A 22043-nucleotide genomic window follows, 5' to 3' on the forward strand; every position below is an offset into this window, starting at 1 on the left:
CCCTTTTAAAAATAATGATATTGCTGTGGTGTAATTATGTGGTATTTATTTCTAAATTATTCGATTATAAAAAATTAATTTCTCTATTTAAGACTATTTCTAGATTTAAAGGCAAAAAATTTCTCTGGTGAACTCCGTATACTGTGCTACGTCATTAATGCTCTACAAGCAGATGATTTACAACAATTATTAAATGAGTAGTAGTCACCATGAATTCGAAGTCTCTAACTTTTCTGCTTTTTGTTTCTGTTTGCTTGATATGGGGAACCACTTGGTTCGCTATGGAAGTGGCGTTGCACTCTATTCCGCCGATTTTTGCTACCGCGTTACGCTTTCTACTTGCCGCTCCACTGTTAGCTGTACTGGCTAAAGTGTTTGGTCAACCATTACTGTTTCCGAAAGGTAAGGGGCAGTGGGTGATCATTGTAGCGCTGATGTACTTTGCGATTCCTTTTACTTTGATGATTTACGGGGAGCAATATATCTCCTCCGGTTTGGCTTCGATCATCTTCGCTAACATGCCAGTTGCGGTGATGTTGATGTCTGGTCTATTCCTTGGGTTACGACTCGCAAAGCACCAAGTCTTTGGGCTTCTTGCGGCGGTGATCAGCTTATGCTTAATATTGGGTAATGAAATGCAGATGGGTGGTTCCGACTACCTGATTGGTACTGCATCTCTAGGGTTGGCAGTTGCGATTCATGCGGTTATGTACGTGCTTGTGCAAAAGCATTGTAAGGAGATCCAAGTACTTACCTACAATGCATTGCCGTGTTTGGTCGCTTCCATTTTATTGTTCGCCGTGTCTTCTGTGGGTGAGCATGTTGATGTGCAATCCTTTACTTGGGATTCGATCTATGCAGTTGTTTATTTAGGTTTGATAGCTAGCGTTGGCGGGATTGTCGCTTACTTTAAGCTTGGCCAGGTATCTACACCATTTCAGGCGTCAATCTGCTTTCTGATATTCCCTGTAGTTGCACTGTTTATTTCTGCATATATCAATGGTGAGATGTTGTCTCACCAATCACTGGCTCTGATGCTGCCCTTGCTGTGTGGCATTTTGTTGACGAAAGCACCTAAAACTTGGTTTAAAGTGCGCTTTGCTCGCAAAGAACGTCATCTAAACCTTTAGTCAACATAAGGTTTGGTTCCCCAATCGATAAAGATGCACGGCATTGGCCGTGTGTCTTTTCAAATCTGAAGCCCCACCTGAGTTGTCTACATAAGCGCTTAACAAGCATTAAACCAAGGCCAAAACCTGACTTGTCCGGATAGTGCTCGTAATAATCAGAGTACTCTTTGTTGATGATCTGAATGCTTCCTTGTTGCTGGATAATCGTAATTACACCTTCATGGGTGTGCTGTACGGCATTACGCAATAGATTGGCAGCTATCATCTGAATGGCTGCGTAAGGAAGGTTAGCTTTATAGCTATCGGTATGGATTTGAATTTCAATGTTTTTGGCTTGGGTTAAATAACTTAGGTTTTCTATTTCAGAATGCAGTACTGACGAGAGGGCAACAGATTGAGTGGTTAGCTGAGAATGCTCCGCTTTGTCGAGCCAAAGTAACGTGTCGCAGAGTTCAGCCATGCAGAGGCTCGCGTCCTTTATACGTTGCTTCGCATTGTGGCTCTTTTCTTCCCACTGTTTTTCGACTTTATCCATCAATTCTACACTGCTAAGAATAACCGCAATCGGTGTGCGCAGCTCATGGCTGGCGTAACGCACAAACTCCTGCTCACGTTTGAGCGAGGCTTCGGTTTTATGCAAGCTATCAAGAATAATCTGAGCAAGTGTATTTAACTCTTCATATTGGAAGTTTGGTGGTGCACTACTTATGTTGGCGGAATCCAGTTGTCTAGCCCACTGATAAAGGTGTTGAATGGGTTTAGTGGCTGAGTACATAAACATGAACAGCATCATTAGAAAGAAACTTAATGCGAAAGCACCGAAAAGAATGGCCTGAATTTCGGGTGTCTCAAACCAATTTTGCGGAGGAGCATTTGGTGGTTCTTTGAAATGATGAGCCACGTAATGCACTTTACCATCAGGTTTCGTAATCAACATCACATACACGGATTCGGTTGGTCTTGATAACGGACTAGTTCGATCTGATTTATGGTGGATCTGGTTTGGGGAGAGCAGGTCACGATCGAAGTGGCGGCGAATTTCTATGGGTAACTGATGCCACTTTGAGGTTTTTATGAAACGCGGGCTTTGCTCAACGCTTTCCGACTCACTTTTGTGGGCAACCTCAAGCAGAGCGCCTTTTATCATGTTGTCGTGACTATTAAAAAAGTGCAGCAACCATAGCGTAGACATTAGTGTCACGAGAATGAGCGCAGTGGCAAATAGCATGGCGATCATAGAGTGCTTTAAGCTCGATATTTTAAATTTCATTGGCTCTCACTATCTGTATCCTGCAACTTAAACCCTCTCTTGTTTACTGATACAACGCAGACGCTGCTACTGTGTTGAGATAATGCTTTGCGTAGATAGTGGATGTGGACTTTGAGAGAGTTACTGTTAGGTGCTCGGTCTTCCCAGATTGCTAGGTTAAGAGATTGACGTGTGATTGAGTGCGGATAAGCACGCATCAAGTGTTCTAGGATAATTAGGCTGGTGGGAAGAAGCTTGATTGGTTGGTTGTCGATATACGCTTGATTTTCTTGGGTGCAGAATACGATATTGCCCGCTTTGAATCGGATCAGTTGACCACTTTTTCTGGTCGCTAGTGCTTTGGTTCTGGCGACCAATTCTGCCATAGCAAAGGGCTTGGCGAGGTAATCATCAGTACCCACCTTGAAACCTGTCAGTTTGTCTTCGAGTAGATTTCGGGCGGTCAACATAATGATCGGAACTGCTACTCCTTGAGTGCGAAGTCGTTCACATACGCTAAAGCCATCGAGTCGAGGAAGATTGACGTCTAGGATGATGACCTGATACTGATTTTTTTCGATCAGGTTGAGTGCCGTTTCGCCATTATTGGCGTAATCGCATGTGATGTTTTCGAGCTCTAGAAAATCAATGATATTACCCGCTAAGCGTGAATCATCTTCAACTAGTATTGTGTTGATCATAAGTTTCCAAATTGAGATTAGTAGAATGAGTGAAAGCCAAGCCATTAAATGGCTTGGCTGTAGTTAACGTTACTGCCTACAAAGCAATGCTTTATTGTTGTGTGGATATATCAAGTTGCAGCGATGTGCCCTGATTGAGTCCATCTCCAGCCGCAAGAATGAAGTACCAGCCGGGTATGGGCGAATCTATTCTCAGGTATTCGCTACTGTCTGTGCTGCGAGATGAAAACTCGAACTGACTTGTACTTGGCCAATAAGGACCGACATATAAATCGGTATTACCTGAACCGTGTCTTGTTCTAATTTCCAGAGTGCTATTGGGCTCTGTAACCTTGATGAAATAGTAATTGTCACCTTGTGCAGTGCAGACTGGAGTACCGCTTTGTAATTCTCCAAGTGAAACAGGAGAAGAGGTCACACATTCATCTGAGATTGCTTTGGGATGCTCACCAGGCTCTTTACTGGCACGCCGTGTACCCAAAGCGATAGAAACCCCTTGATATCCTTGCTGTGAGATGGCGCTGACGTAGTGACGGCCCTGATTAAGTGTGATGATAAGAACTTGTTCTGTACCTTCACCAATCGACTCCGCTAACGCATTCTGTTTGGAGGCCCAACTTGTAGGGTGGTAATAGAGCTTGAGATCGCCTTGACCATCTCGGCTGCTCAGATAGACAGTAGTGTTATCTTGTTGAATATCAAAGTAAAAGTGTTCCATTGAGCCAGTAATGCACTCGCCTTGATCTCTTGTCAGCTTCCCACCAGACTGAAGGGTTTCACCTTCGGAACACTTGGATGGCAGGTAAAGAGGAACCCCTTGATAGTTAATTGCTGCCAGTTGCAGCCCATCAGGATCGGCTTCTTCTGGTTGAGGGAGCCAAGCTTGCAAGCACTCCGCGCTTTTCACACAGGGATCGGTAAGTGCTTTCATAAAATTAACCAGATCGGTCTTGGATTGAGCTGACAGGTTGAGCTTTTGCAAGACGGGTGCGCCATCTGCTATCTCATCGTCAATGATCTTCGCAGCTTTATCTGTGTTCTCTCTTGCGTCAGGAAACAAGCTGTTGCAATGTTCGATGTCTTTGAACTGAGGTTGTTCGCACCAGCCTAGCTCGTCAATATATTGGTCAAGTATTTGGTGGTAATCATCATAATGATCAATGACTTGTTCTAGAGTATCGTAGTTTCCTGCGTGCCCAAATGGGCCAGTGACTTCAATGTTTAGCAGGGTGCCTGAGCGAAAGCTATAGATATCGGCTTCACTTTCGTTTCGATGGGCTCGACCTAAGTCATTTGTTTCCATACCTGGCTCTCCGGTTCCGGGGCCGATTTGCGGGAAGGCTAGGCGGTGATAGTTTGAGTCTTTGGTTTGACTGAAAGTGTCTGTGTTGTGGCAGCCAATGCACTGTGTGGGTAAAAAGTCGGGCTCATTCCCTCCATCAGATGGGGGAGGTGGCATGTACAAATACAGGTAGGCTCCACGTTTCTGCGACGTCGTAAGTGCAGACGAGTCACCTTTCACGTACTGGTTCCATGCGTTGTCGGTAAAGTTCATCGACTCTTGGTACGCAGAGAGTGCTCGAGTAATGTTGGCAAAGGTTACAAGCTCCTGAGGTGACTTATCGTCTCCGTAAACAGAAGCGAATTTCTCCAGCCACTGGTTTCGAAACAATTCGCCTTTGGCGTCGCCATAATCGCCAATTCTTGCCGCTAGATGCGCTCTCACGGCCTCATTGGATGCATCCTGCATGAAATCAAAACCACGCATTTCAGATGCAGTAACTGGTGGAAAGCGAGCTTGAGCGGCTAAAAGGGTATCTCCAGAATTTGGGTCAGCTTCACCAAATGCAACATCGGGAGTACTGATCCCTTTTGATGGATCAAGCCAGTCAACAAACTCGACACGAGCATCACGGAACAAACTGCGTTTGTATAAACCAGCGTTGAAGATCGTTGGCGTGTTGCGTGCTACATAGAATTCACCGGTGGTTGTTTTTCGGCCAGGGCCAAGCACGTCTTCATTTTCAGCCAGTGTCCCTACTGCGAGTGATAATCCGTCGCCCCCACCAAGGTAAGGGTGATGACAACTGGCGCAAGCAACGTCTTTGTTACCACTCAGTGCTTTGGAGAAAAATAAGAGTTTTCCTAATTTCACTTCTTTTGAATCTACACTGGGTATTTCAAAGCCTTTGTTTGGCTCGCCTGAGAGACTGTGTTGCTCAATCAGTTTACGAAGTTCAGTATCCAGATCATCAGGGATTGGAATGGCCATCGCCTGGGATGCCAGCCCCAAAGTCAGGGTTAGTAGACAAGCATGTTTTCTCATTGTTCTCTTCCATGTGTGCAGTATTGGCCGGATGTTAGGAAAGGGAGGGTTAAAAAGGGGTTAAAATGGCTGGAACCGAGCGTCTTTTTGCTATGTGACTTTATTAAATGGGATGCATATCAAGGTTAAGCTATGCTGAATCCCGCTGGGAGTAGGAAAGTTTGTGGTGTTTGGTGCTCGAAATCTTAATGAGTAAAAGGTATAACGTGGTTCTTGTTTCTAGTTGTCTTATGAGCCGTTCTAGCGGCTATTATCCTGTTTAAGGAAGTACCTATGTTCATTGTTTATCGTCTTTTCAAACTGGCGGTTATTTGTGCCGTATTTTTCACCATTTATGATTTGATAGAAATGGGCAAAGTGACCTGGCCTATGCGCTTCTTTGGTTTTTAAACTATTCACAATAATGATTGTCTGTAATCATGTATCAGTCATAGTACGGAAACGTAGCTGCGCGGAGTTGAAACATTGAACGACAAAACAACGATCGTCATTATTGAGGATGAACCTGCCATTGCAGACAATTTAATTCATGTTCTCGAAATGGATGGCTATCAGCCGGCGTGGTTTTCAACGGCAGGTGAAGGGCTGACGTTCATGAAACAGAGTGAGCCCGCGCTGCTGGTACTTGATGTAGGCTTACCCGATGGCAATGGTTTCGAACTCTGCAAAACCATTCGTGAGTTTTCTGATGTACCCATTATTTTCCTGACGGCGCGAAATGACGAAATCGATCGCGTTGTGGGCTTAGAAATTGGCGCTGATGACTATGTCACTAAGCCTTTTAGCCCACGGGAAATGTTGGCGCGAATTAAACTACGTATAAAATCACGCCCAACCACAATCCAATCTGCGAATGAACAAGCGATTGAGGATGATTTAAAGGCAGACAACTTTGATTACAGCGTTGATGGTCAGCCACTGGGCTTGACCGCTGTCGAATTTAAGATCCTAAACAGACTCATTGCCGTATCCAGCTCTGTTTTAAGTCGTGAGCAATTGATGCTCGCCGCTGACATGACACCGCATGCATCTTACGAGCGTAATATCGATTCTCACATTAAAGCGATACGCAACAAGCTGAAGCCTTTCTCGATGGCTGATCGTATATGCACCAAGCGTGGCTTCGGTTACTACTTCGATAAAGCGGGTGAGTAACGATGCAATGGCCTAAAATCCCACTCGGATTAAGACTGTTTTTTCTGTATTTCGTTCTTGTCGGTATGACGGCCTACACCGTGAGTACCACTGTGATTCAGGAGCTTAAACCGACGGTTCGTCAAACGACTGAAGAAACGCTAGTGGACATGGCCAATCTCTTGGCTGTGCTTGCAGAAGAAGACGTGGCGAATGGTCAGATTTCAGAAAGTCGATTCTCTAAACTGCTTACTGCGTATGGCTTAAGAGAACCAGAAGCACGTATCTGGGAAATCGGCAAAAAGGCGATCAATCATCGTATTTACATCACAGACAAAGATGGGATTGTGATTGCAGACTCATGGCAACAAGATGTCGGAGAAGATTATTCGAGATGGAATGATGTTTATCTGACGCTGCGCGGCCAATATGGTGCGCGAAGCACTGCTGAAGACCCAGATGATCCTCTATCAACGGTGATGCATGTCGCGGCTCCCATCTATCACAAAGGCGAAATCATTGGCAGCGTGACAGTGGCAAAGTCCAACCGATCGGTTCAGCCATTTATTGACCTCTCAAAGCGAAACGTTTTGTTCTGGATGGTTTGGATGAGTGGCCTAGTGCTACTGGCCGGTGCTTTATTTGCTTGGCGCATTCACTCAGCACTGAATAAGTTGGAAAACTACGCAGTGAAAATGGGTCAGGGTGAGAAGGTCACTAAGCCAACATTTCGCGTGTTTTATGAATACGGCACCTTGAGTGATGCGTTAGAAAACATGCGTAATCAACTCGATGGCAAGCAGTATGTCGAAGAGTATGTGCAAACCTTAACCCATGAACTCAAGAGCCCGCTTTCTGCCATTAAGGGAGCCAGCGAAATATTGCAGATGCCTTTATCTGGCGAAAAAGTGGCACGATTTGCGACCAACATAGAGCGTGAAAGTGATCGGGTGCAGTCTTTGATCGACAAGCTACTGGAGCTGGCCCGACTGGAGAAGCAACCACATTTAGATAAGCAGGAATCAATCAACATCAAGGCTATGCTCGACGAGATCGTATCGGCTTCAGATGCGCGGCTCAATGCCAAAGGGGTGGCATGTGAAGCGTCAGTTAGCTCTGACTTTGAGCCTGTCGGTGATAGCTTTATGTTCCAACAGGCGCTGTTTAATCTCATGGACAATGCGCTTGATTTTGTTGAGTGCAACGGTTTGATTCTTTGGCAGTACTCACAGTCAGATGAACAAGTCGCTTTGTCGATATTTAACGCAGGCCCACCGATTCCCGATTACGCAATGCCTCGACTCACAGAACGGTTTTATTCGCTTGCGCGTCAAAATGGCGTGAAAAGCACCGGGCTTGGGCTCAATTTTGTTGAGCAGGTCGTCAAGCTACACAAAGGTTCGCTACTGATTGAGAACGTAGAACAAGGCGTCAAAGTGACCTTGAGCTTTCCTTCTCCATAAAAACTCCATAAACGCTCCATCTTTTCTCCAACTTGCTGTTTTACAGTTAAAACATCAGTTAAGGAGAAGAAAAATGAAGAAAATCCTCAATAATCAAATTGGCATGAAGTTTGGCTTTGTGCTGTTTTTGTTTGTCTTGCTACAAATTCCGATGTCTATGGTCAGTGGCCTTGTTTCTGAGCGCTCATATCGCCAACAAGAAGTTAGAGATGAGATCGCACGCAGCAGTAGTGGCGAACAACGCATTATTGGCCCCTTTATCGCGATTGATTTTACGGAAACCGTTCGTCGTGAAGACAGAACTTACAACGTTGAGCGTCAGGCTTACATTTTGCCAAACACTTTTGATATGTCTGCTCATCTGGAAAGTTTCGAGAAATATCGTGGTATCTACAAAGCGCGCTTGTACAAAGCGCAAAGTGCGCTCAAAGGATCCTTTGATTTGTCAGCATTGAACGAGTTTGAGCAATATAAAATCGAACAAATTAAAATGGTGGTTGGCGTAAAAGACAGCCGTGGGCTAGTGAAATTGGACGAAACGAAGCTTGGAGGCGAGGCATTTGGTGTTGTGCCGGGAACCGGTATCAAGCAACTAGCTCAAGGGTTTCATACTCAGCTAAATGTAGCGCATTTAGACCTTTCTCAGCCCCTCGATTTTGATCTTAACTTCTTATTGCAGGGGATGGGGAAGCTTCAGGTAACCCCTATCGGGAAAACCACAACCGTGGAATTGTCTTCAGAGTGGCCGCATCCGAGCTTCATCGGTGATTACCTGCCGATAGAATCCGCCGTGTCTGAATCTGGGTTCAGCGCACAATGGGCGAGCAATAACTTTTCATCCAATATCACGCAGCTGTTTAAAAACTGCATGGAAGAAGAATCGTCCTGCTATGAGTTGGAACAGCGTCAAATGGGTGTTGACCTGATTGATCCGGTCGATCATTACCTCAAGTCGCATCGTGCCATTAACTACTCGCTTCTTGTCATTACACTCGTGTTTGCCAGCTTCTTTTTGCTCGAATTGTTTCAGGCTCGCCCTGTCCATCCTGTTCAATACGGTTTTGTGGGTCTCGCTCTGGCACTGTTCTATCTATTGCTGATTTCACTCAGTGAACACACTGGGTTTAACTGGGCCTATGTTATCTCAGTATTGGCTTCTACCTGCCTACTGAGTGTCTATGTAGGCGGTATGTTGGACAGTACCAAGCACGGTACAGTATTTGGTGTGAGTTTATTGTGTCTATACGGACTACTCTTCGGGCTACTTCAGGCTGAAAGCTACGCACTCCTGATGGGGACGCTATTGTGCTTTGTGATTCTCAGTTTCGTGATGGTGATAACCAGAAACGTAGATTGGTATGAACGCAGTAAAAAAGCCGTAGATAGAGCGAACGACGAACAAGCGGGTAGTACAGATGCGTAACACGAAGTCGCATGAAATTAGTCAGAGCCGTAATTGCGGCTCTTCTTCCCGCATTAATGTCCGTTTTTCGAAATATCATGCTCTGGTGAGTTTGATGATGCTTGTCGTGCTGATTTTTATTGCTGGTTATGTTCGGGACAGTTTCATCAGGCCGACGTTTGGAGATATCCTGGTTGTGGTGTGGCTCTACTACACCATAGCGTTAGTGATTCGAATTGATCCTAAGGTTTTAGCAATGCTGGTGGTCGGGATTGCAACTTTGGTTGAGCTTAGTCAGTACTCTCAGTTGGCACAATGGTTGGGGGTTGACCCTACTTCTCCGCTTTACGTTGTTCTGGGAGCGACTTTTGACTGGAAGGACTTGTTTGCGTATGGCGTGGGAGGTGTTCTTTGTGTGATTTTGGAGAGCGGATTGTTCTACAGGGATGGCGCTCTATCATCTGACGTGAAAAGAGGGAAAGTTGATGAATCATCTTAAACCTCGCCGGATCGTCAAAAAGCGAGTCCGGCGCAGTTTGCTTGAGAAAGTGTTTATATGGTCTCGTAAGCAAGGGCATCGTGAGCGAGTAGTCGCTAATCGAGCTATTTAGTTTGTGCCTGATAAATCTCAAGCGGCAACCCGTCTGGATCTTGGAAAAAAGTAAAGGCTTTTCCGGTGAATTCATCAATGCGCACAGGCTCCACCTCAATCCCTTTGCTTTCGAGATAGCTTTTGACGTCTTCAACACTATCGACTTCAAAGGCGAGATGGCGAAGGCCTTGCGCTTCTGGGAAACTTGGCCTTTCTGGAGCGCCGGGAAAGCTGAACAGTTCAATTTGCGATCCATCTGGGAGCTCTAAATCGAGCTTGTAAGAACTTCTCGCCTCTCGGTAGTTTTCGGCTAGGATTTTTAACCCCAATACTTGGGTATAAAACTGCTTAGATACTGGGTAATCAGAGCAAATAATCGCAACGTGATGAATTTTATTAAACATTGGTATTCTCGTTAACTGTTGGCGAGTTTATCGCCTAATGCTTGGCTGATGTAGTCAATAAAGACACGTAGACGAGCGGGCATATATTTGGTTTGCGGGTACTGCATAGCGACTGCGCCATGGTAGTTACTTTTGATCGTCCAATCTGAAAGAACGGGTACAACTTGTTGCTTTTCGATGGCTTCCGCAATAACAAAATCATGAAAGATGCCAATACCGAGCGCATTTTTGACACCAGTGAGACGCATTTGTGAGTGGTTCACCGCATATCGACCTGAGACCGTCATCGAATGGAATTCGTCGTCTTTAAAGAAGTCCCAGATATTATCTCGCTCAGTTTCGGCCAAATAAAGGCAGTCATGATGTTGCAGATCAGTTGGGTGGGAAGGCATACCACGTTTATGTATGTATTCAGGGCTGGCACAAAGGACAAGGTTCGTTTTTCCAACTTCTTTAAGCACTAAGTTTTCATCAGGTTTGTCAGTAAGTTTGAACGCGACATCGATCCTGTCTTTGAGTAGATCGATCTCGCCATCAGCGACACGTAGCTTCAGCTGAATGTCTGGATATTGCTGCAAAAACGGAACAACAAAAGGCTGTAAAACGGAGTTGAGAAAAGCTTCTGGTGCTGCAATGGTAAGAGAGCCTGTCGCTTGTTTGTGATCGGTTGTTGATAGCTCCCAAGCTTGCTGGGCGGCGTTTACCATCACAATCGCCTGATCATAAACTTGCTGCCCAGTGGGCGTGATAACGAGTTTTCGTGTCGTGCGCTCAAACAGCTTTACGGACAGGGCAGACTCAAGTCGAGTGATCAATTTACTCAGTGCGGAAGGAGTTACATCGAGCTTTTTTGCGGCAGCAGTAAAGCTACCCTCATCAACGATCAAAATGAAGGATGCAAGATCTGGGAGCAAAGCGATAAGTTTTGAATTAACCAAATTGAAACCGTGATATGTCTTTAAATTGAGAATTAAATCGGTTGTTAATGAATTGTTGAATCGATAAGGTGGCGAAATGTTAAACAGCAAGAGGTACTCAAAATGCAAGAACCAGGCTTTCTTCTTGACTTGGGCTCAATGATGCAAGATATCTTGCTGGCCGCGTTCGCTGTCGTATTGCTCACCATAGTCACCTTAGTGTTAGAAAAGTAACACGCGCATTCTTTTATGTCACCAAAACAGGCGGATAGGTTAGATTAACCAGCGCCTGTTTTGTGTTTCTTCCATGTCTCCAATTCATTTCCAGTATAAACTACACTAAAAATAAACTTCGGTAAGTTGGCGATGAATAAAGAAAATTTCAGCGAGCGTTTGAAGCAGTTACGCGAAGAGCGACAATTGTCTCAAGAAGAATTAGCAGATCTACTTTCCAGTTCCCATCGCGCCTTTTCTGGTGTCAATCAGGTGATGATCAGTCAGTGGGAAAGGGGGAAAACCACACCGAGTTTCGTCCGTCGCGTCGGCTTAGCGAGTTTCTTTCAAGTTGAATATGACTTTTCCGTTGAAGAAATGTCTCAAGTAAAGTCGGCAACGAAACTGATGAATCGCCCCTTCAATTCAGACGTTGCCTATGACTACGAGATTACTCAGGTTGATACGTATAACTTTTCCTCTTTACCGGAAAAAGAACTGGCGTTGATACGCTCTATGCACGCAAAACTTTATGGTTTTGATTTTCTTGATACGACTCAGCGATTTGGGTTTTCTCGGGAAGGTATCGTCGTGATTTGTTTTCGAAGTGAAGGGTTGTTGGTCGGGCACTTTGCTTACACGACAGAGGCCAATATGTTTCTTAGTTTGGGCGCTTCTAGCATTATTATTCGCCGACAAATCTTCGATTATTTATCAAAGAATTTAGAAGATACGTTTGTCAGTTTCCCAACCATCGACCCTGCAATGAGCCAGTTTTTGTACGACTTGTACTTTGAGCCTTGCTGCCATCAGCACGGTTTTATCTTTTATCGTGCTGACATTAAGAAAGTCATTGAGAATCCTTTCTCTCAAACGATACAAAACAGACACGATGTCTACTTTAAGTACATTCGTTACCATGACCTGAAGCAAAAGAAGAAAAGTGTTGAGTTCCTTATAGGTTGATCTTAATTAATTCATACTCTGATCTTAGTCTCATCAGATCCGATGTAAGACCCAGCGATTCGTAGCTGTCTTTGAGAAAAGCAATACTCGACTCAATATGGGATATGATCTCTTTGGTTCTTTTCACTTTCCGTCGTTTCACTATGTCGGAGAGCTGAGATATGAACCCTTCATGATACCGAGTATTTAAAGGTGATGAGTGAGTCATTGACACCAATGCCGAGAGGTCGTCATCTCGATTGGTATCGTAATACAATTCCCTTTTGTCACTCATTTGAACTAATTGGCCAAGAATTTTTGAGGTTAAAATGGCCAGATAATCTTTCTCTATGAAACTCATCCTTTGCTGATAAAGCTTTTGGAGCTTCGAATATAAGCCTAATTGATAACAAGCAAGAGCCAAAAGTATCAGCACTAGATTATCTTTTGCATACAGCGCCTTATCAAAAAAGGCATCAATCCGTTGACCAGTCAGAAATAAGCTCTTCCTGTCGTAGTGTTTGAGAATATATACAAACAAAAAATAGAGCTGATGTTGCGATTCTTTGCTTGGCGCTATTTTGTTTAGATCGTTGACTTCCAAGACTTTGTTTTTATTTTCAAAAGTACTACTTAGAGAGACGAGCCCCTGTAGAAATACAAACAGACGCTTATCTAACAACGGGTTGGTTTTGTTACTGCGTAGAAAATGACCAAGTGAATCTAAAGTTGCATCGTAGTCTAGTGCTAGCAGGTGTACGAGAGCGGCTTTAACGGACTTCTCATGGTCGTCATTCACTTTAGAGTAATGTGATAGCAGATACTGGTAATCGTCACCTTCAAGCTGACTTTCATTTAATACCCAATGGACTCTGGGGTGGTCTTTGAGCGTCGTTGTGGTGTAAAGAATATCACTGATTTTTTGACTATCGTTTTGCAGGCTATAAAGCTCAATTAAGAGGACTGAAGGCCACTCCTGTTGAGCTCCAATAAATGGTTGGCAAAGCTCAACAGCTTCTTCAAAGCGGTCCAATTTAATGAGTGATAGGCAACGAAGACGAAGCATGTCGTTAGCGACTTTCGGGGGTAGGCATTCGTCTTGTGTTAGTTCCAGCACATCATGATAACGCTTTTGAAAGTAGGCATTTTTAAGCGATTTTAGCCGCAATGCTTTCTCCGTAATCTGCCCAAACTTAGATAGAAATTGATTGTGGTTGAAGGGCTTAGCAATGAATCCGTCAGGCAAAAATGCATCGATTTGACGAACTGTATCAATGTCTGTCGCGTTGTCAGTAATGATCAATGCGGTCAAGTGAGCGCGAACCTGCTCTTTCTCAAGGTATCGAAAGAATTCACGGCCTTGAGGTTGGCTCTTAAAATTGAATGAACAAATAATGACGTCAAAGTATGAACCTGAATCTTTGCTCTCTCTTAGGTATTTCGCTGCAAGTTTGGTGTCGGAGGCATGAGTAATGCTTTTGTCATCGACCTTTAGTTGCATCAACATCTTTTTGATGCTTTGCGCAAATAGAGTGCTTTCATCAACCACTAAAACTCGAAACTGAGCGATAACATTTTGGTGCTGCAGTGGCACTGGGTTTGATGCTCGAATTATCATGCTGCAATCTGCCTTAGTTCGTGGATTCGTACCGGTTTTGAGAAATGAAAGCCCTGATAGGTATCAAACCCCAGATTGCGAATGTAAATTCGAGTGTCAGAATCTTCCACACCCTCCGCCACAGAGGTGATGCCAAAGTCACGGCAAAATTGAAGAATGTTTTTGATGAGTGCCGCACTGCGCATCTCATTATTGTTGATAATGGAACGGTCGAACTTTATTTCATCGATGTTCAGACTTAGCACTTTATTGAAGTTTGAATAGCCAGCGCCAAAGTCGTCGATAGAGATTTTAATCCCCATGTTCTGGAATGCTTTCACTTGTGGCGAAACTTGCTCATCCAACTCTTCACTCTCACTCAGTTCAAAGGTCAGGCGTGCAGCCGGGATTGAATACTCCCAAAGTAGCTCTCGGACGCGCTCGATGTTTTCTGGGTTGATGAGCACCTGATGGCTGATATTGATCGCTAAGCCAATATTGGCACCAATGCCTTTCACGTCTTTCAGAGATTGCTCCAAGACGATGAAAAATATCGCTTCTTCATAACCAAGCTCAAAAGCTCTCTCAATGAAGTGCGAAGGCAGATAGATGCCTTGGCCCGGAATGTCGAGCCTGAACAGTGCTTCCACGCCTTGGATCTTTTCGAAGCTCGGTTCCACTTTTGGTTGATAAACGCATGTATGCCAACCGTTCGAAAAAGCGTCACGGATTAGCTGATCAGATAAGGTCATGTGCAATGCTCGTTAGTTAAAAGTTAAGGGCGGGCATTGTGAGGGCTTGTGATTTAGGGCTCCATATCGTTTTCAGATAGAAATTTTCTATTTGATATGAAGCGCGAAATTTCATCACACAAAACATGGATTGTGATTGCTATCATAAAAATTCTTTATTTGTGCCTGGAATTCACTAATGTTTTTCCATCTGGTGGGATAATGAAAATAGCGTGCTTGAATTACACTTAGGGCAACTTTTGACGCCTTCGAATTTGAAAACGAAGGTGATGAATAAGCAATGTGCTTAACATAATAACTAGGAAGGAATTTGAAATGTCTTCTGCATTCTACGAACAGATCAAACAACAGATTGAAGAAGTAAAGGCTGAAGGTCTTTACAAGTCAGAGCGCGTTATCACTTCTCAACAGCAAGCGGCTGTGAAAATTTCTACAGGCGAAGAAGTGCTTAACTTCTGTGCTAACAACTACCTTGGTCTTGCTAACCACCCAGAGCTAATTGAAGCGGGTAAAGCAGGCATGGATAAGCACGGCTTTGGTATGGCGTCTGTTCGTTTCATTTGTGGTACTCAAGATATCCACAAAGAGCTGGAGCAAAAGCTTTCTACGTTCCTTGGTAAAGAAGACACAATCCTATACACCTCTTGTTTTGACGCTAACGCTGGTTTGTTCGAAACGATTCTGGGTAAAGAAGACGCGATCATCTCTGACGCGCTTAACCACGCTTCAATCATCGATGGTGTTCGCCTATGTAAAGCAATGCGCTTCCGTTACTCAAACAACAACATGGAAGAGCTTGAGCAGCAGCTAATCGCAGCTAAAGAAGCGGGCGCTCGTAACATCCTTATCGTTACAGACGGCGTATTCTCAATGGACGGCGTAGTAGCTAACCTGCCAGCTATCTGTGACCTTGCTGACAAGTACGGCGCACTGACTATGGTCGATGACTCTCACGCGGTGGGTTTCATGGGCAAAACAGGCGCAGGTACTCACGAGTACCACGATGTGGTTGACCGTATCGACATCATCACAGGCACGCTAGGTAAAGCTATGGGCGGCGCTTCAGGTGGCTATACTTCAGGTAAAGCAGAAGTGATTGACTGGCTACGTCAGCGTTCTCGTCCATATCTGTTCTCAAACTCGGTAGCACCAGCCATCGTTAATGCTTCTATCCGAGTTCTTGATCTTCTAGAGCAAAGTGGTGACCTACGTGACCGTCTATGGGAAAACGCAGCACATTTCCGCACTCGTATGGAAGCCGCTGGTTTCACTATGGGTGGCGCTGACCACGCGATCATTCCAATCATGCTTGGCGATGCGAAAGTTGCGGCTGAGTTCGCAGAGCGTGCCCTAGAAAAAGGCATTTACGTTATTGGCTTCTCTTTCCCAGTAGTACCAAAAGGCCAAGCACGTATTCGTACACAAATGTCTGCGGCACACTCGCGTGAGCAACTTGATCGCGCCATCGACGCCTTCATCGAAGTGGGTCGTGACATGGAGATCATTAAGTAATGAAAATTAAAGCGCTATCTAAGCTAAAGCCTGAAGAAGGCATCTGGATGACTGAGGTTGAAAAACCGAAAGTTGGCCATAACGACATTCTGATCAAAATTAAGAAAACTGCGATTTGTGGTACAGACGTTCATATCTACAACTGGGATGAGTGGTCTCAGAACACGATTCCTGTTCCTATGGTTGTTGGTCATGAATACGTGGGTGAAGTGGTTGCTATTGGTCAGGAAGTTCGCGGATTCGAAATCGGTGACCGTGTCTCTGGCGAAGGCCACATCACTTGTGGTCACTGTCGTAACTGTCGCGGCGGCCGCACTCACCTATGCCGTAATACCATTGGTGTGGGTGTAAACCGTGAAGGTGCATTCGCTGAATATCTAGTGATTCCAGCGTTCAATGCATTCAAAATCCCTGAAGGCATCTCAGACGATCTAGCGTCAATCTTTGACCCGTTCGGCAATGCTGTACATACGGCGCTGTCTTTCGACCTTGTGGGTGAAGACGTACTGATCACAGGCGCTGGCCCAATCGGTATCATGGCGGCGGCAGTTGCTAAGCACGTAGGTGCTCGTCATGTTGTGATTACAGACGTGAATGAATACCGTCTTGAACTTGCGCGTAAAATGGGTGTGACGCGCGCAGTCAACGTTGCGGAAGAAAAGCTTGAAGACGTAATGGAAGAGCTGGGCATGACGGAAGGCTTTGATGTGGGCCTTGAAATGTCAGGTGTTCAGGCGGCATTTAGCACCATGCTGAAGACAATGAACCACGGTGGCCGAATTGCACTGCTGGGTATTCCGCCATCAGACATGGGTATCGACTGGAACCAAGTGATCTTCAAAGGTCTGGTGATTAAAGGTATCTACGGCCGTGAGATGTTCGAAACTTGGTACAAGATGGCATCATTGATTCAATCGGGCTTGGATTTGACACCAATCATCACTCACCACTTCAAGGTTGACGATTTCCAAAAAGGCTTTGACGCAATGCGCAGCGGCCAATCAGGTAAAGTGATTCTTGACTGGGAATAATGGAATCTAGATTACTGAATAGTAAAAGGCGACAGGTTAACCTGTCGCCTTTTTTGTTATTTGAGTCACCTAATACTTCTTAGCCAATGTTCAAGCTATATCAGTGAACTGTCTGGTTAGATAATGAGCATATAGCGGGAAGGGTTTAAATTAAATAAATGATAATAAAAACAATAGATGTCACTAATAATTATTTAAATCAATAATATCAAGGAATATTATATTGAATGTCTCAATTAAAATTATTGGTTTAAATAATAAAACAACCCTGACTTATATAATAATCAATTTATAAATATAATCTCACGCACTATTCATTGATAAGAAAAATATCTTAAATGCAATTAAAACTTATCGTGCTTGCGTGTGCGTTACTTGGCAGCGCCTGTTCCTTTGCTACAGAAAGTATCACCTGTGAATCGAACGCCCCGGGAACCGTGCTGATCGAAGAAGAAGAGTTGTTTGTGGTCGTGAATGACCAACTTATTCGCAACTCTGATTACTGGCAAAACTTCCTTGCTGGCAATATCCAACTCTGCACTAGCCATGTCACGGATATGAGCCATTTATTTGCTAAAGACGAGTTCTTTAACCAAGACATCAGCCGATGGGATACTCGCCGCGTCATCAATATGGACGGCATGTTTTTAGGTGCTAAGCGCTTTGACCAAGATTTAACCGTTTGGGATGTTAGTAAAGTCAAACGACATACGGACTTTTCTAAAGACAGCGGTCTGTCTGAAAACGACCTTCCACAGTTTCCTCAATAACGTCTATTCAATTCTAGGAAAATACAATGAAACGTACACTTACGTCACTTTTCGTCGGCGCGTTAGCGCTCGCTGGCAATTCCGCTTTTGCCGCTGATATCTCAGTAAAATGCCCAGACCAAGCTGTCAACTCTGTGATACTTGAGAACGGGCAGGTTTACGTTGTGGTCGACAACACACTTATCAGAGACAAGACCATGTTGGATTATCTTGAACGTGGCCAGATCCGCTTTTGTACCACGCAAGTTACAGATATGAATACGGTTTTTTATAATCGAAAATCCTTTAACGCCGATATCAGTGATTGGGATACTTCAAACGTAGTAAACATGAGAGGCACGTTCCTATGGGCCGAAAAATTTAACCAGGATATTGGCCATTGGGATGTGTCAAATGTAACTAACATGTCAGCCATGTTTAGTTATGCTAAAAATTTCAACCAAAATATTGGCGATTGGAATACTTCGAGCGTTACAGACATGGAGGACCTGTTTCGATTTGCCTTAGTATTTAATCAAGATATCAGCTATTGGGATGTGTCCAATGTAACAGACATGTCAGCCATGTTTTATAAGGCGGAAGAATTCAATCAAAATGTTGGCTATTGGGATGTATCAAATGTAACAGACATGTCAGAGGTGTTTGCTTTCGCAAAGTCTTTCGACCAAAATGTTGGCTATTGGGATGTGTCAAATGTAACAAGTATGTCGGGCATGTTTAGTTGTGCCTATGAATTTAACCAAGATATTGGCCGTTGGGATATGTCTAAAGTACGTAACATGGCATCCATGTTTCATACAGCAAAAGCTTTTGATCATGATATTTCTCAGTGGGATACCTCCCAAGTAACGAATATGTCCTGGATGTTTTCACAGGCATTCACGTTTAACCAAAGTATAGCTGATTGGAACACATCAAATGTAACAAATATGTCCTATATGTTTCGCGAAGCAAACGACTTTAATCAGGATATTGGCAATTGGGATACGTCCAAAGTGACCAATATGTCCCATATGTTTCGCGGTGCATCCAACTTTAATCAGGATATTGGCAATTGGGATACGTCCAAAGTGACCGATATGCAATGGATGTTTAACAAAGCATACGACTTTAATCAGGATATTGGCAATTGGGATACGTCCAAAGTAACCGGTATGAAATGGATGTTTCGCGAAGCATATGACTTTAACCAGGACATTAGTCACTGGGATACATCAAGCGTGAAAAACATGGAACTCATGTTTGGTTCGGCAAAGGCATTTTCACAAGACCTGACTAATTGGAATGTGAGCAGTGTGACGGAGCACGCTGTGTTTGCTGAGGGCAGTGCCTTAACAGAAGATCAACTGCCTTACTTCGTTGATTGATCTCTGATCTCTAGTGTTGCTCAAAAACCAGTGTTGGTGATTCAACACTGGTTTTTTGTTTTAGGGCAAGATCAAACTGGCAATGTTAGAAAGACAAAGGCAGCTTCCAGTGAAATTGATAAAACCATAATTTTCACTTCTTTTGTATCCGGTTCCAAAATTCGCAGGTAATCAAAGTTTTCCTACTACTCATGGATTTGTTCATGGACTTATGATGGTGGCCGATCAGTTGGTGACGATAATAAGGAAATAACATGAAAAAAACATTTATTGCCGCAAGTTTGATGATTGCGATGGCGGGTACGGTTCAGGCCGCTGAATGGGGATACAAAGGTGATAAGGGACCTGAACATTGGGGAGACGTTGCAAAAGAGTGTGCGACTGGCAAAAACCAAAGCCCGATTGATATCAAGGATGTGGTTGATGCGGAGCTGATGCCACTGAACATTGAGTATCAGGGCATGGTTACTGGGCTCACTAATAATGGACACACACTTCAAGCGGTTGTTGAGGGGAATAACGCCGTGACAGTAGATGGAGTTGAGTTTAATCTGGCGCAGTTCCACTTCCATACTCCTTCAGAAAACCACATTCGTGGTCAAAACTTTCCATTGGAAGCGCACTTTGTAAATGCGGATAAAGATGGCAACCTAGCGGTCGTCGCTGTGATGTATAACGCTGCACCAGGGGAAAATAACCAGATCACACAGTTGACAGCAACCATGCCTGAGCCAGGTGAAACGGTAAGGTTACAAACGCCTTTTGCTGTAAAAGATATGCTGCCTGCAACAGGGGAGTACTACCGCTTCAATGGTTCTCTGACGACGCCACCTTGCTCTGAAGGCGTACGCTGGTTTGTTCTTAAATCCGCTCAAACATTGACGACGGAACAGGCAAAACAAATGCAGATGGTGATGGGTAACAACAACCGACCAATTCAGAAACAGAACGCTCGTGTCGTTCTAACCAACGATTAAATAATGAGGCCGGGATATCCCGGCCTTTTCAGATGTTGTGGAACAACACTTCCAATCTCAACGTGGCTTTTGCTTCTCCTTCACGCTGAGTATCTTCTTCTCGATTCCAGTTGTACTCTGGTATCACTTCATAGAATAACCACGGCCGCCAGAAGCTCTGGCGATAAGTGATAGAAACATGGGTATTTGGGATGTAATGAAAGGGGCGATTGGTTCCGGTCGTGCTAATTTGATAACTCAGTGCCTGATGGTCTGAAATGTGCTGGTATAAGGTAAACCCAGTGCCTAATTCCCAACCTTTGATATCGTCTTCATAGCTTGCGAATGAACTCCAACGAAACAAAAAATCTGGACTAATGGAATAGTCTAAATCGACTTCTGTAGATTCACCTGTGACACGCTTTCTCTGATAAATCTTTTGTGTCGCTCTGAGGACTATGTCGTCGCTAATTGGGTAGGTGTAGCTAAAGCGACCTTCAATCCCCGGCTTAGCAGTAAGCTTTATATTGAAGCTGGTTCTGGCATTGCTTAGCCAGTCATATCTCATCGCAAGCGTGCTTTCCGCATCACTGGAGTTTTGTGGAAAGAGATCGCGCAGATCATCTTCATCATCGGACTCAAAAACTACCTTGAGGCGCTTTGTGACTTTAGGCAGGTGAAAGCGCGCCTTGAAACGTGTTTTGAACTCATAACCCTTCGCTTCAACATAGGCAAAGTCATTAGTCCAGCGAACGATACTACCCGCGTTAGCGTCTTCATCGGTACGGTCATCGACAAAGAAATTATCAAACCAAACAGCGGGCTCACAAAGACGGGCATTTACATAGCTGAATGCTGAGTCGAGTATGCCTGCGCTGTCTGGTTGACTGTGGCAGGACGAGTAATCAATTTCATCTTCGGCATATGCACTCAATGAAATGGTGCAAGCAAGTAGAAGGCAATAGCGCAATTAGGCTTAATTTATAGGTTAGTTAGTGTAACTTTGAGTATGTCTTGAATCGATAAATCTTGCCAATGTATCAGGCTCAAAAAATGAAAAATGCCAGACAACTCTGGCATTTAACTTAATCAATGATGAGCGCATTAGCTACTTTGGCTAATTTTCGCGTACTGGCGGAGTAAATCCGTTAAGGTTGTGACCCATTCTAGCGCATTAGTTGGTGCCTGTTTAAGGAGTACTTCTACATGTTGGCAATGGACCTCAAGTGGTATTGCCTGTTCGAGGTGAAAGGAAACCGAATAGAAATGCCAAAGGAGCAAGCGTTGCATGCGCAGCGTGTTTTGCTGTTGATTGTCTGATTCGCTGAAAAGGGCAGGCAGTTCACTCAGTGCGATAGCGCTCATCCTCAACATGGCATCAAACTGGGCTTCTTGCAGTTTGTCTTCGGATTCAGTCTCGTCTGCATCGAACGTAAACAGTTCAGTCATTGATTCTTCTGCGATCAGTCGATGGATCATTCGTAGACTCAGTTCTTCCAGCTCTTCTCTAGGGATACTTTGTAGGGAGGAGAGGGTGTAATCGCGTTGCATAGTGATCTCTGGCGTCTGTTTAAGGGCGGGT

Annotated in this window: 20 protein-coding genes; 11 read left to right on the forward strand and 9 right to left on the reverse strand. The window is 44.4% G+C overall.

Annotated features, from left to right (window positions below; translation table 11 throughout):
- Positions 1 to 209: 209 nt before the first annotated feature.
- Complete coding sequence (locus VIC_RS14285) at positions 210 to 1130, forward strand: DMT family transporter (protein WP_006960690.1); 921 nt, start codon at positions 210 to 212, stop codon at positions 1128 to 1130.
- Here VIC_RS14285 and VIC_RS14290 read toward each other — a convergent pair.
- From VIC_RS14290 to VIC_RS14300, 3 genes are all read right to left on the reverse strand, one after another.
- Positions 1087 to 2400: a sensor histidine kinase gene (locus VIC_RS14290; RefSeq protein WP_006960691.1), complete on the reverse strand. Its 1314-nt coding sequence runs from the start codon at positions 2398 to 2400 to the stop codon at positions 1087 to 1089. The genes VIC_RS14285 and VIC_RS14290 overlap by 44 nt on opposite strands.
- Positions 2397 to 3080 (reverse strand): response regulator transcription factor, encoded by a 684-nt coding sequence (locus VIC_RS14295; protein ID WP_006960692.1) that lies wholly within the window; start codon positions 3078 to 3080, stop codon positions 2397 to 2399. Before VIC_RS14295 ends, VIC_RS14290 begins: the two co-directional genes overlap by 4 nt.
- Positions 3081 to 3171: 91 nt before the next feature.
- Positions 3172 to 5406, reverse strand: a complete 2235-nt coding sequence (locus VIC_RS14300; protein ID WP_006960693.1) for a cytochrome c peroxidase — start codon at positions 5404 to 5406, stop codon at positions 3172 to 3174.
- A gap of 465 nt (positions 5407 to 5871) precedes the next feature.
- Between VIC_RS14300 and VIC_RS14310 the strand changes: the two genes are divergently transcribed.
- From VIC_RS14310 to VIC_RS14325, 4 genes are all read left to right on the forward strand, one after another.
- The gene (locus VIC_RS14310) at positions 5872 to 6561 is read left to right on the forward strand and encodes a response regulator (RefSeq protein WP_006960695.1); all 690 of its coding nucleotides are present in this window, start codon (positions 5872 to 5874) and stop codon (positions 6559 to 6561) included.
- Positions 6562 to 6563: 2 nt separating this feature from the next.
- On the forward strand, positions 6564 to 8003 hold the full coding sequence (creC, locus tag VIC_RS14315; protein WP_006960696.1) for a two-component system sensor histidine kinase CreC: 1440 nt from the start codon (positions 6564 to 6566) through the stop codon (positions 8001 to 8003).
- 73 nt (positions 8004 to 8076) lie between these two features.
- Complete coding sequence (gene creD / locus VIC_RS14320) at positions 8077 to 9426, forward strand: cell envelope integrity protein CreD (RefSeq protein WP_006960697.1); 1350 nt, start codon at positions 8077 to 8079, stop codon at positions 9424 to 9426.
- Positions 9419 to 9904: a ribosomal maturation YjgA family protein gene (locus VIC_RS14325; protein WP_236612181.1), complete on the forward strand. Its 486-nt coding sequence runs from the start codon at positions 9419 to 9421 to the stop codon at positions 9902 to 9904. The genes creD and VIC_RS14325 overlap by 8 nt, the downstream gene beginning before the upstream one ends.
- A 104-nt stretch (positions 9905 to 10008) precedes the next feature.
- Here the strand turns inward: VIC_RS14325 and gloA2 are convergent, their stop codons facing one another.
- Positions 10009 to 10401: an SMU1112c/YaeR family gloxylase I-like metalloprotein gene (gene gloA2, locus VIC_RS14330; protein WP_006960699.1), complete on the reverse strand. Its 393-nt coding sequence runs from the start codon at positions 10399 to 10401 to the stop codon at positions 10009 to 10011.
- A gap of 11 nt (positions 10402 to 10412) precedes the next feature.
- Positions 10413 to 11339 (reverse strand): LysR family transcriptional regulator, encoded by a 927-nt coding sequence (locus VIC_RS14335; RefSeq protein ID WP_039952063.1) that lies wholly within the window; start codon positions 11337 to 11339, stop codon positions 10413 to 10415.
- 345 nt (positions 11340 to 11684) lie between these two features.
- Between VIC_RS14335 and VIC_RS14340 the strand changes: the two genes are divergently transcribed.
- Positions 11685 to 12497: a helix-turn-helix domain-containing protein gene (locus VIC_RS14340; RefSeq protein ID WP_006960701.1), complete on the forward strand. Its 813-nt coding sequence runs from the start codon at positions 11685 to 11687 to the stop codon at positions 12495 to 12497.
- Here the strand turns inward: VIC_RS14340 and VIC_RS14345 are convergent.
- On the reverse strand, positions 12487 to 14094 hold the full coding sequence (locus VIC_RS14345; RefSeq protein WP_006960702.1) for a response regulator: 1608 nt from the start codon (positions 14092 to 14094) through the stop codon (positions 12487 to 12489). The two genes, VIC_RS14340 and VIC_RS14345, sit on opposite strands and share 11 nt — an antisense overlap.
- A complete protein-coding gene (locus tag VIC_RS14350) occupies positions 14091 to 14825 on the reverse strand; it encodes an EAL domain-containing protein (protein WP_006960703.1) in 735 nt (244 codons plus the stop codon). The genes VIC_RS14345 and VIC_RS14350 overlap by 4 nt, the downstream gene beginning before the upstream one ends.
- Before the next feature lie 315 nt (positions 14826 to 15140).
- Between VIC_RS14350 and VIC_RS14355 the strand changes: the two genes are divergently transcribed.
- From VIC_RS14355 to VIC_RS14375, 5 genes are all read left to right on the forward strand, one after another.
- Positions 15141 to 16337: a glycine C-acetyltransferase gene (locus tag VIC_RS14355; protein ID WP_006960704.1), complete on the forward strand. Its 1197-nt coding sequence runs from the start codon at positions 15141 to 15143 to the stop codon at positions 16335 to 16337.
- Complete coding sequence (gene tdh, locus VIC_RS14360) at positions 16337 to 17368, forward strand: L-threonine 3-dehydrogenase (RefSeq protein WP_006960706.1); 1032 nt, start codon at positions 16337 to 16339, stop codon at positions 17366 to 17368. The genes VIC_RS14355 and tdh overlap by 1 nt, the downstream gene beginning before the upstream one ends.
- A 338-nt stretch (positions 17369 to 17706) precedes the next feature.
- Positions 17707 to 18138 (forward strand): BspA family leucine-rich repeat surface protein, encoded by a 432-nt coding sequence (locus VIC_RS14365; protein ID WP_039951967.1) that lies wholly within the window; start codon positions 17707 to 17709, stop codon positions 18136 to 18138.
- A gap of 26 nt (positions 18139 to 18164) precedes the next feature.
- Positions 18165 to 19505, forward strand: coding sequence for a BspA family leucine-rich repeat surface protein (locus tag VIC_RS14370; RefSeq protein ID WP_006960709.1), 1341 nt, complete (start codon positions 18165 to 18167; stop codon positions 19503 to 19505).
- Between the two features lie 254 nt (positions 19506 to 19759).
- Positions 19760 to 20482, forward strand: coding sequence for a carbonic anhydrase (locus VIC_RS14375; protein WP_006960710.1), 723 nt, complete (start codon positions 19760 to 19762; stop codon positions 20480 to 20482).
- 28 nt (positions 20483 to 20510) lie between these two features.
- Here the strand turns inward: VIC_RS14375 and VIC_RS14380 are convergent, their stop codons facing one another.
- The gene (locus VIC_RS14380; RefSeq protein ID WP_253899455.1) at positions 20511 to 21395 is read right to left on the reverse strand and encodes a hypothetical protein; all 885 of its coding nucleotides are present in this window, start codon (positions 21393 to 21395) and stop codon (positions 20511 to 20513) included.
- A 170-nt stretch (positions 21396 to 21565) separates the two neighbouring features.
- Entirely contained in the window at positions 21566 to 22012 is a 447-nt protein-coding gene (locus tag VIC_RS14385) for a hypothetical protein (protein WP_019274394.1), read from the reverse strand.
- Positions 22013 to 22043 lie beyond the last annotated feature (31 nt).

It is taken from the genome of Vibrio coralliilyticus ATCC BAA-450 (assembly GCF_000176135.1).
Taxonomy (GTDB): Bacteria; Pseudomonadota; Gammaproteobacteria; order Enterobacterales; family Vibrionaceae; genus Vibrio; species Vibrio coralliilyticus.

Excerpts from the sequence above, each read along its gene's own strand:
- VIC_RS14285 (WP_006960690.1), top strand. The coding sequence starts at position 210 with ATGAATTCGAAGTCTCTAACTTTTCTGCTTTTTGTTTCTGTTTGCTTG.
- VIC_RS14290 (WP_006960691.1), bottom strand. The coding sequence starts at position 2,400 with ATGAAATTTAAAATATCGAGCTTAAAGCACTCTATGATCGCCATGCTA.
- VIC_RS14295 (WP_006960692.1), bottom strand. The coding sequence starts at position 3,080 with ATGATCAACACAATACTAGTTGAAGATGATTCACGCTTAGCGGGTAAT.
- VIC_RS14300 (WP_006960693.1), bottom strand. The coding sequence starts at position 5,406 with ATGAGAAAACATGCTTGTCTACTAACCCTGACTTTGGGGCTGGCATCC.
- creC (WP_006960696.1), top strand. The coding sequence starts at position 6,564 with ATGCAATGGCCTAAAATCCCACTCGGATTAAGACTGTTTTTTCTGTAT.
- creD (WP_006960697.1), top strand. The coding sequence starts at position 8,077 with ATGAAGAAAATCCTCAATAATCAAATTGGCATGAAGTTTGGCTTTGTG.
- VIC_RS14325 (WP_236612181.1), top strand. The coding sequence starts at position 9,419 with ATGCGTAACACGAAGTCGCATGAAATTAGTCAGAGCCGTAATTGCGGC.
- gloA2 (WP_006960699.1), bottom strand. The coding sequence starts at position 10,401 with ATGTTTAATAAAATTCATCACGTTGCGATTATTTGCTCTGATTACCCA.
- VIC_RS14340 (WP_006960701.1), top strand. The coding sequence starts at position 11,685 with ATGAATAAAGAAAATTTCAGCGAGCGTTTGAAGCAGTTACGCGAAGAG.
- VIC_RS14345 (WP_006960702.1), bottom strand. The coding sequence starts at position 14,094 with ATGATAATTCGAGCATCAAACCCAGTGCCACTGCAGCACCAAAATGTT.
- VIC_RS14350 (WP_006960703.1), bottom strand. The coding sequence starts at position 14,825 with ATGACCTTATCTGATCAGCTAATCCGTGACGCTTTTTCGAACGGTTGG.
- VIC_RS14355 (WP_006960704.1), top strand. The coding sequence starts at position 15,141 with ATGTCTTCTGCATTCTACGAACAGATCAAACAACAGATTGAAGAAGTA.
- tdh (WP_006960706.1), top strand. The coding sequence starts at position 16,337 with ATGAAAATTAAAGCGCTATCTAAGCTAAAGCCTGAAGAAGGCATCTGG.
- VIC_RS14365 (WP_039951967.1), top strand. The coding sequence starts at position 17,707 with ATGCAATTAAAACTTATCGTGCTTGCGTGTGCGTTACTTGGCAGCGCC.
- VIC_RS14370 (WP_006960709.1), top strand. The coding sequence starts at position 18,165 with ATGAAACGTACACTTACGTCACTTTTCGTCGGCGCGTTAGCGCTCGCT.
- VIC_RS14375 (WP_006960710.1), top strand. The coding sequence starts at position 19,760 with ATGAAAAAAACATTTATTGCCGCAAGTTTGATGATTGCGATGGCGGGT.
- VIC_RS14385 (WP_019274394.1), bottom strand. The coding sequence starts at position 22,012 with ATGCAACGCGATTACACCCTCTCCTCCCTACAAAGTATCCCTAGAGAA.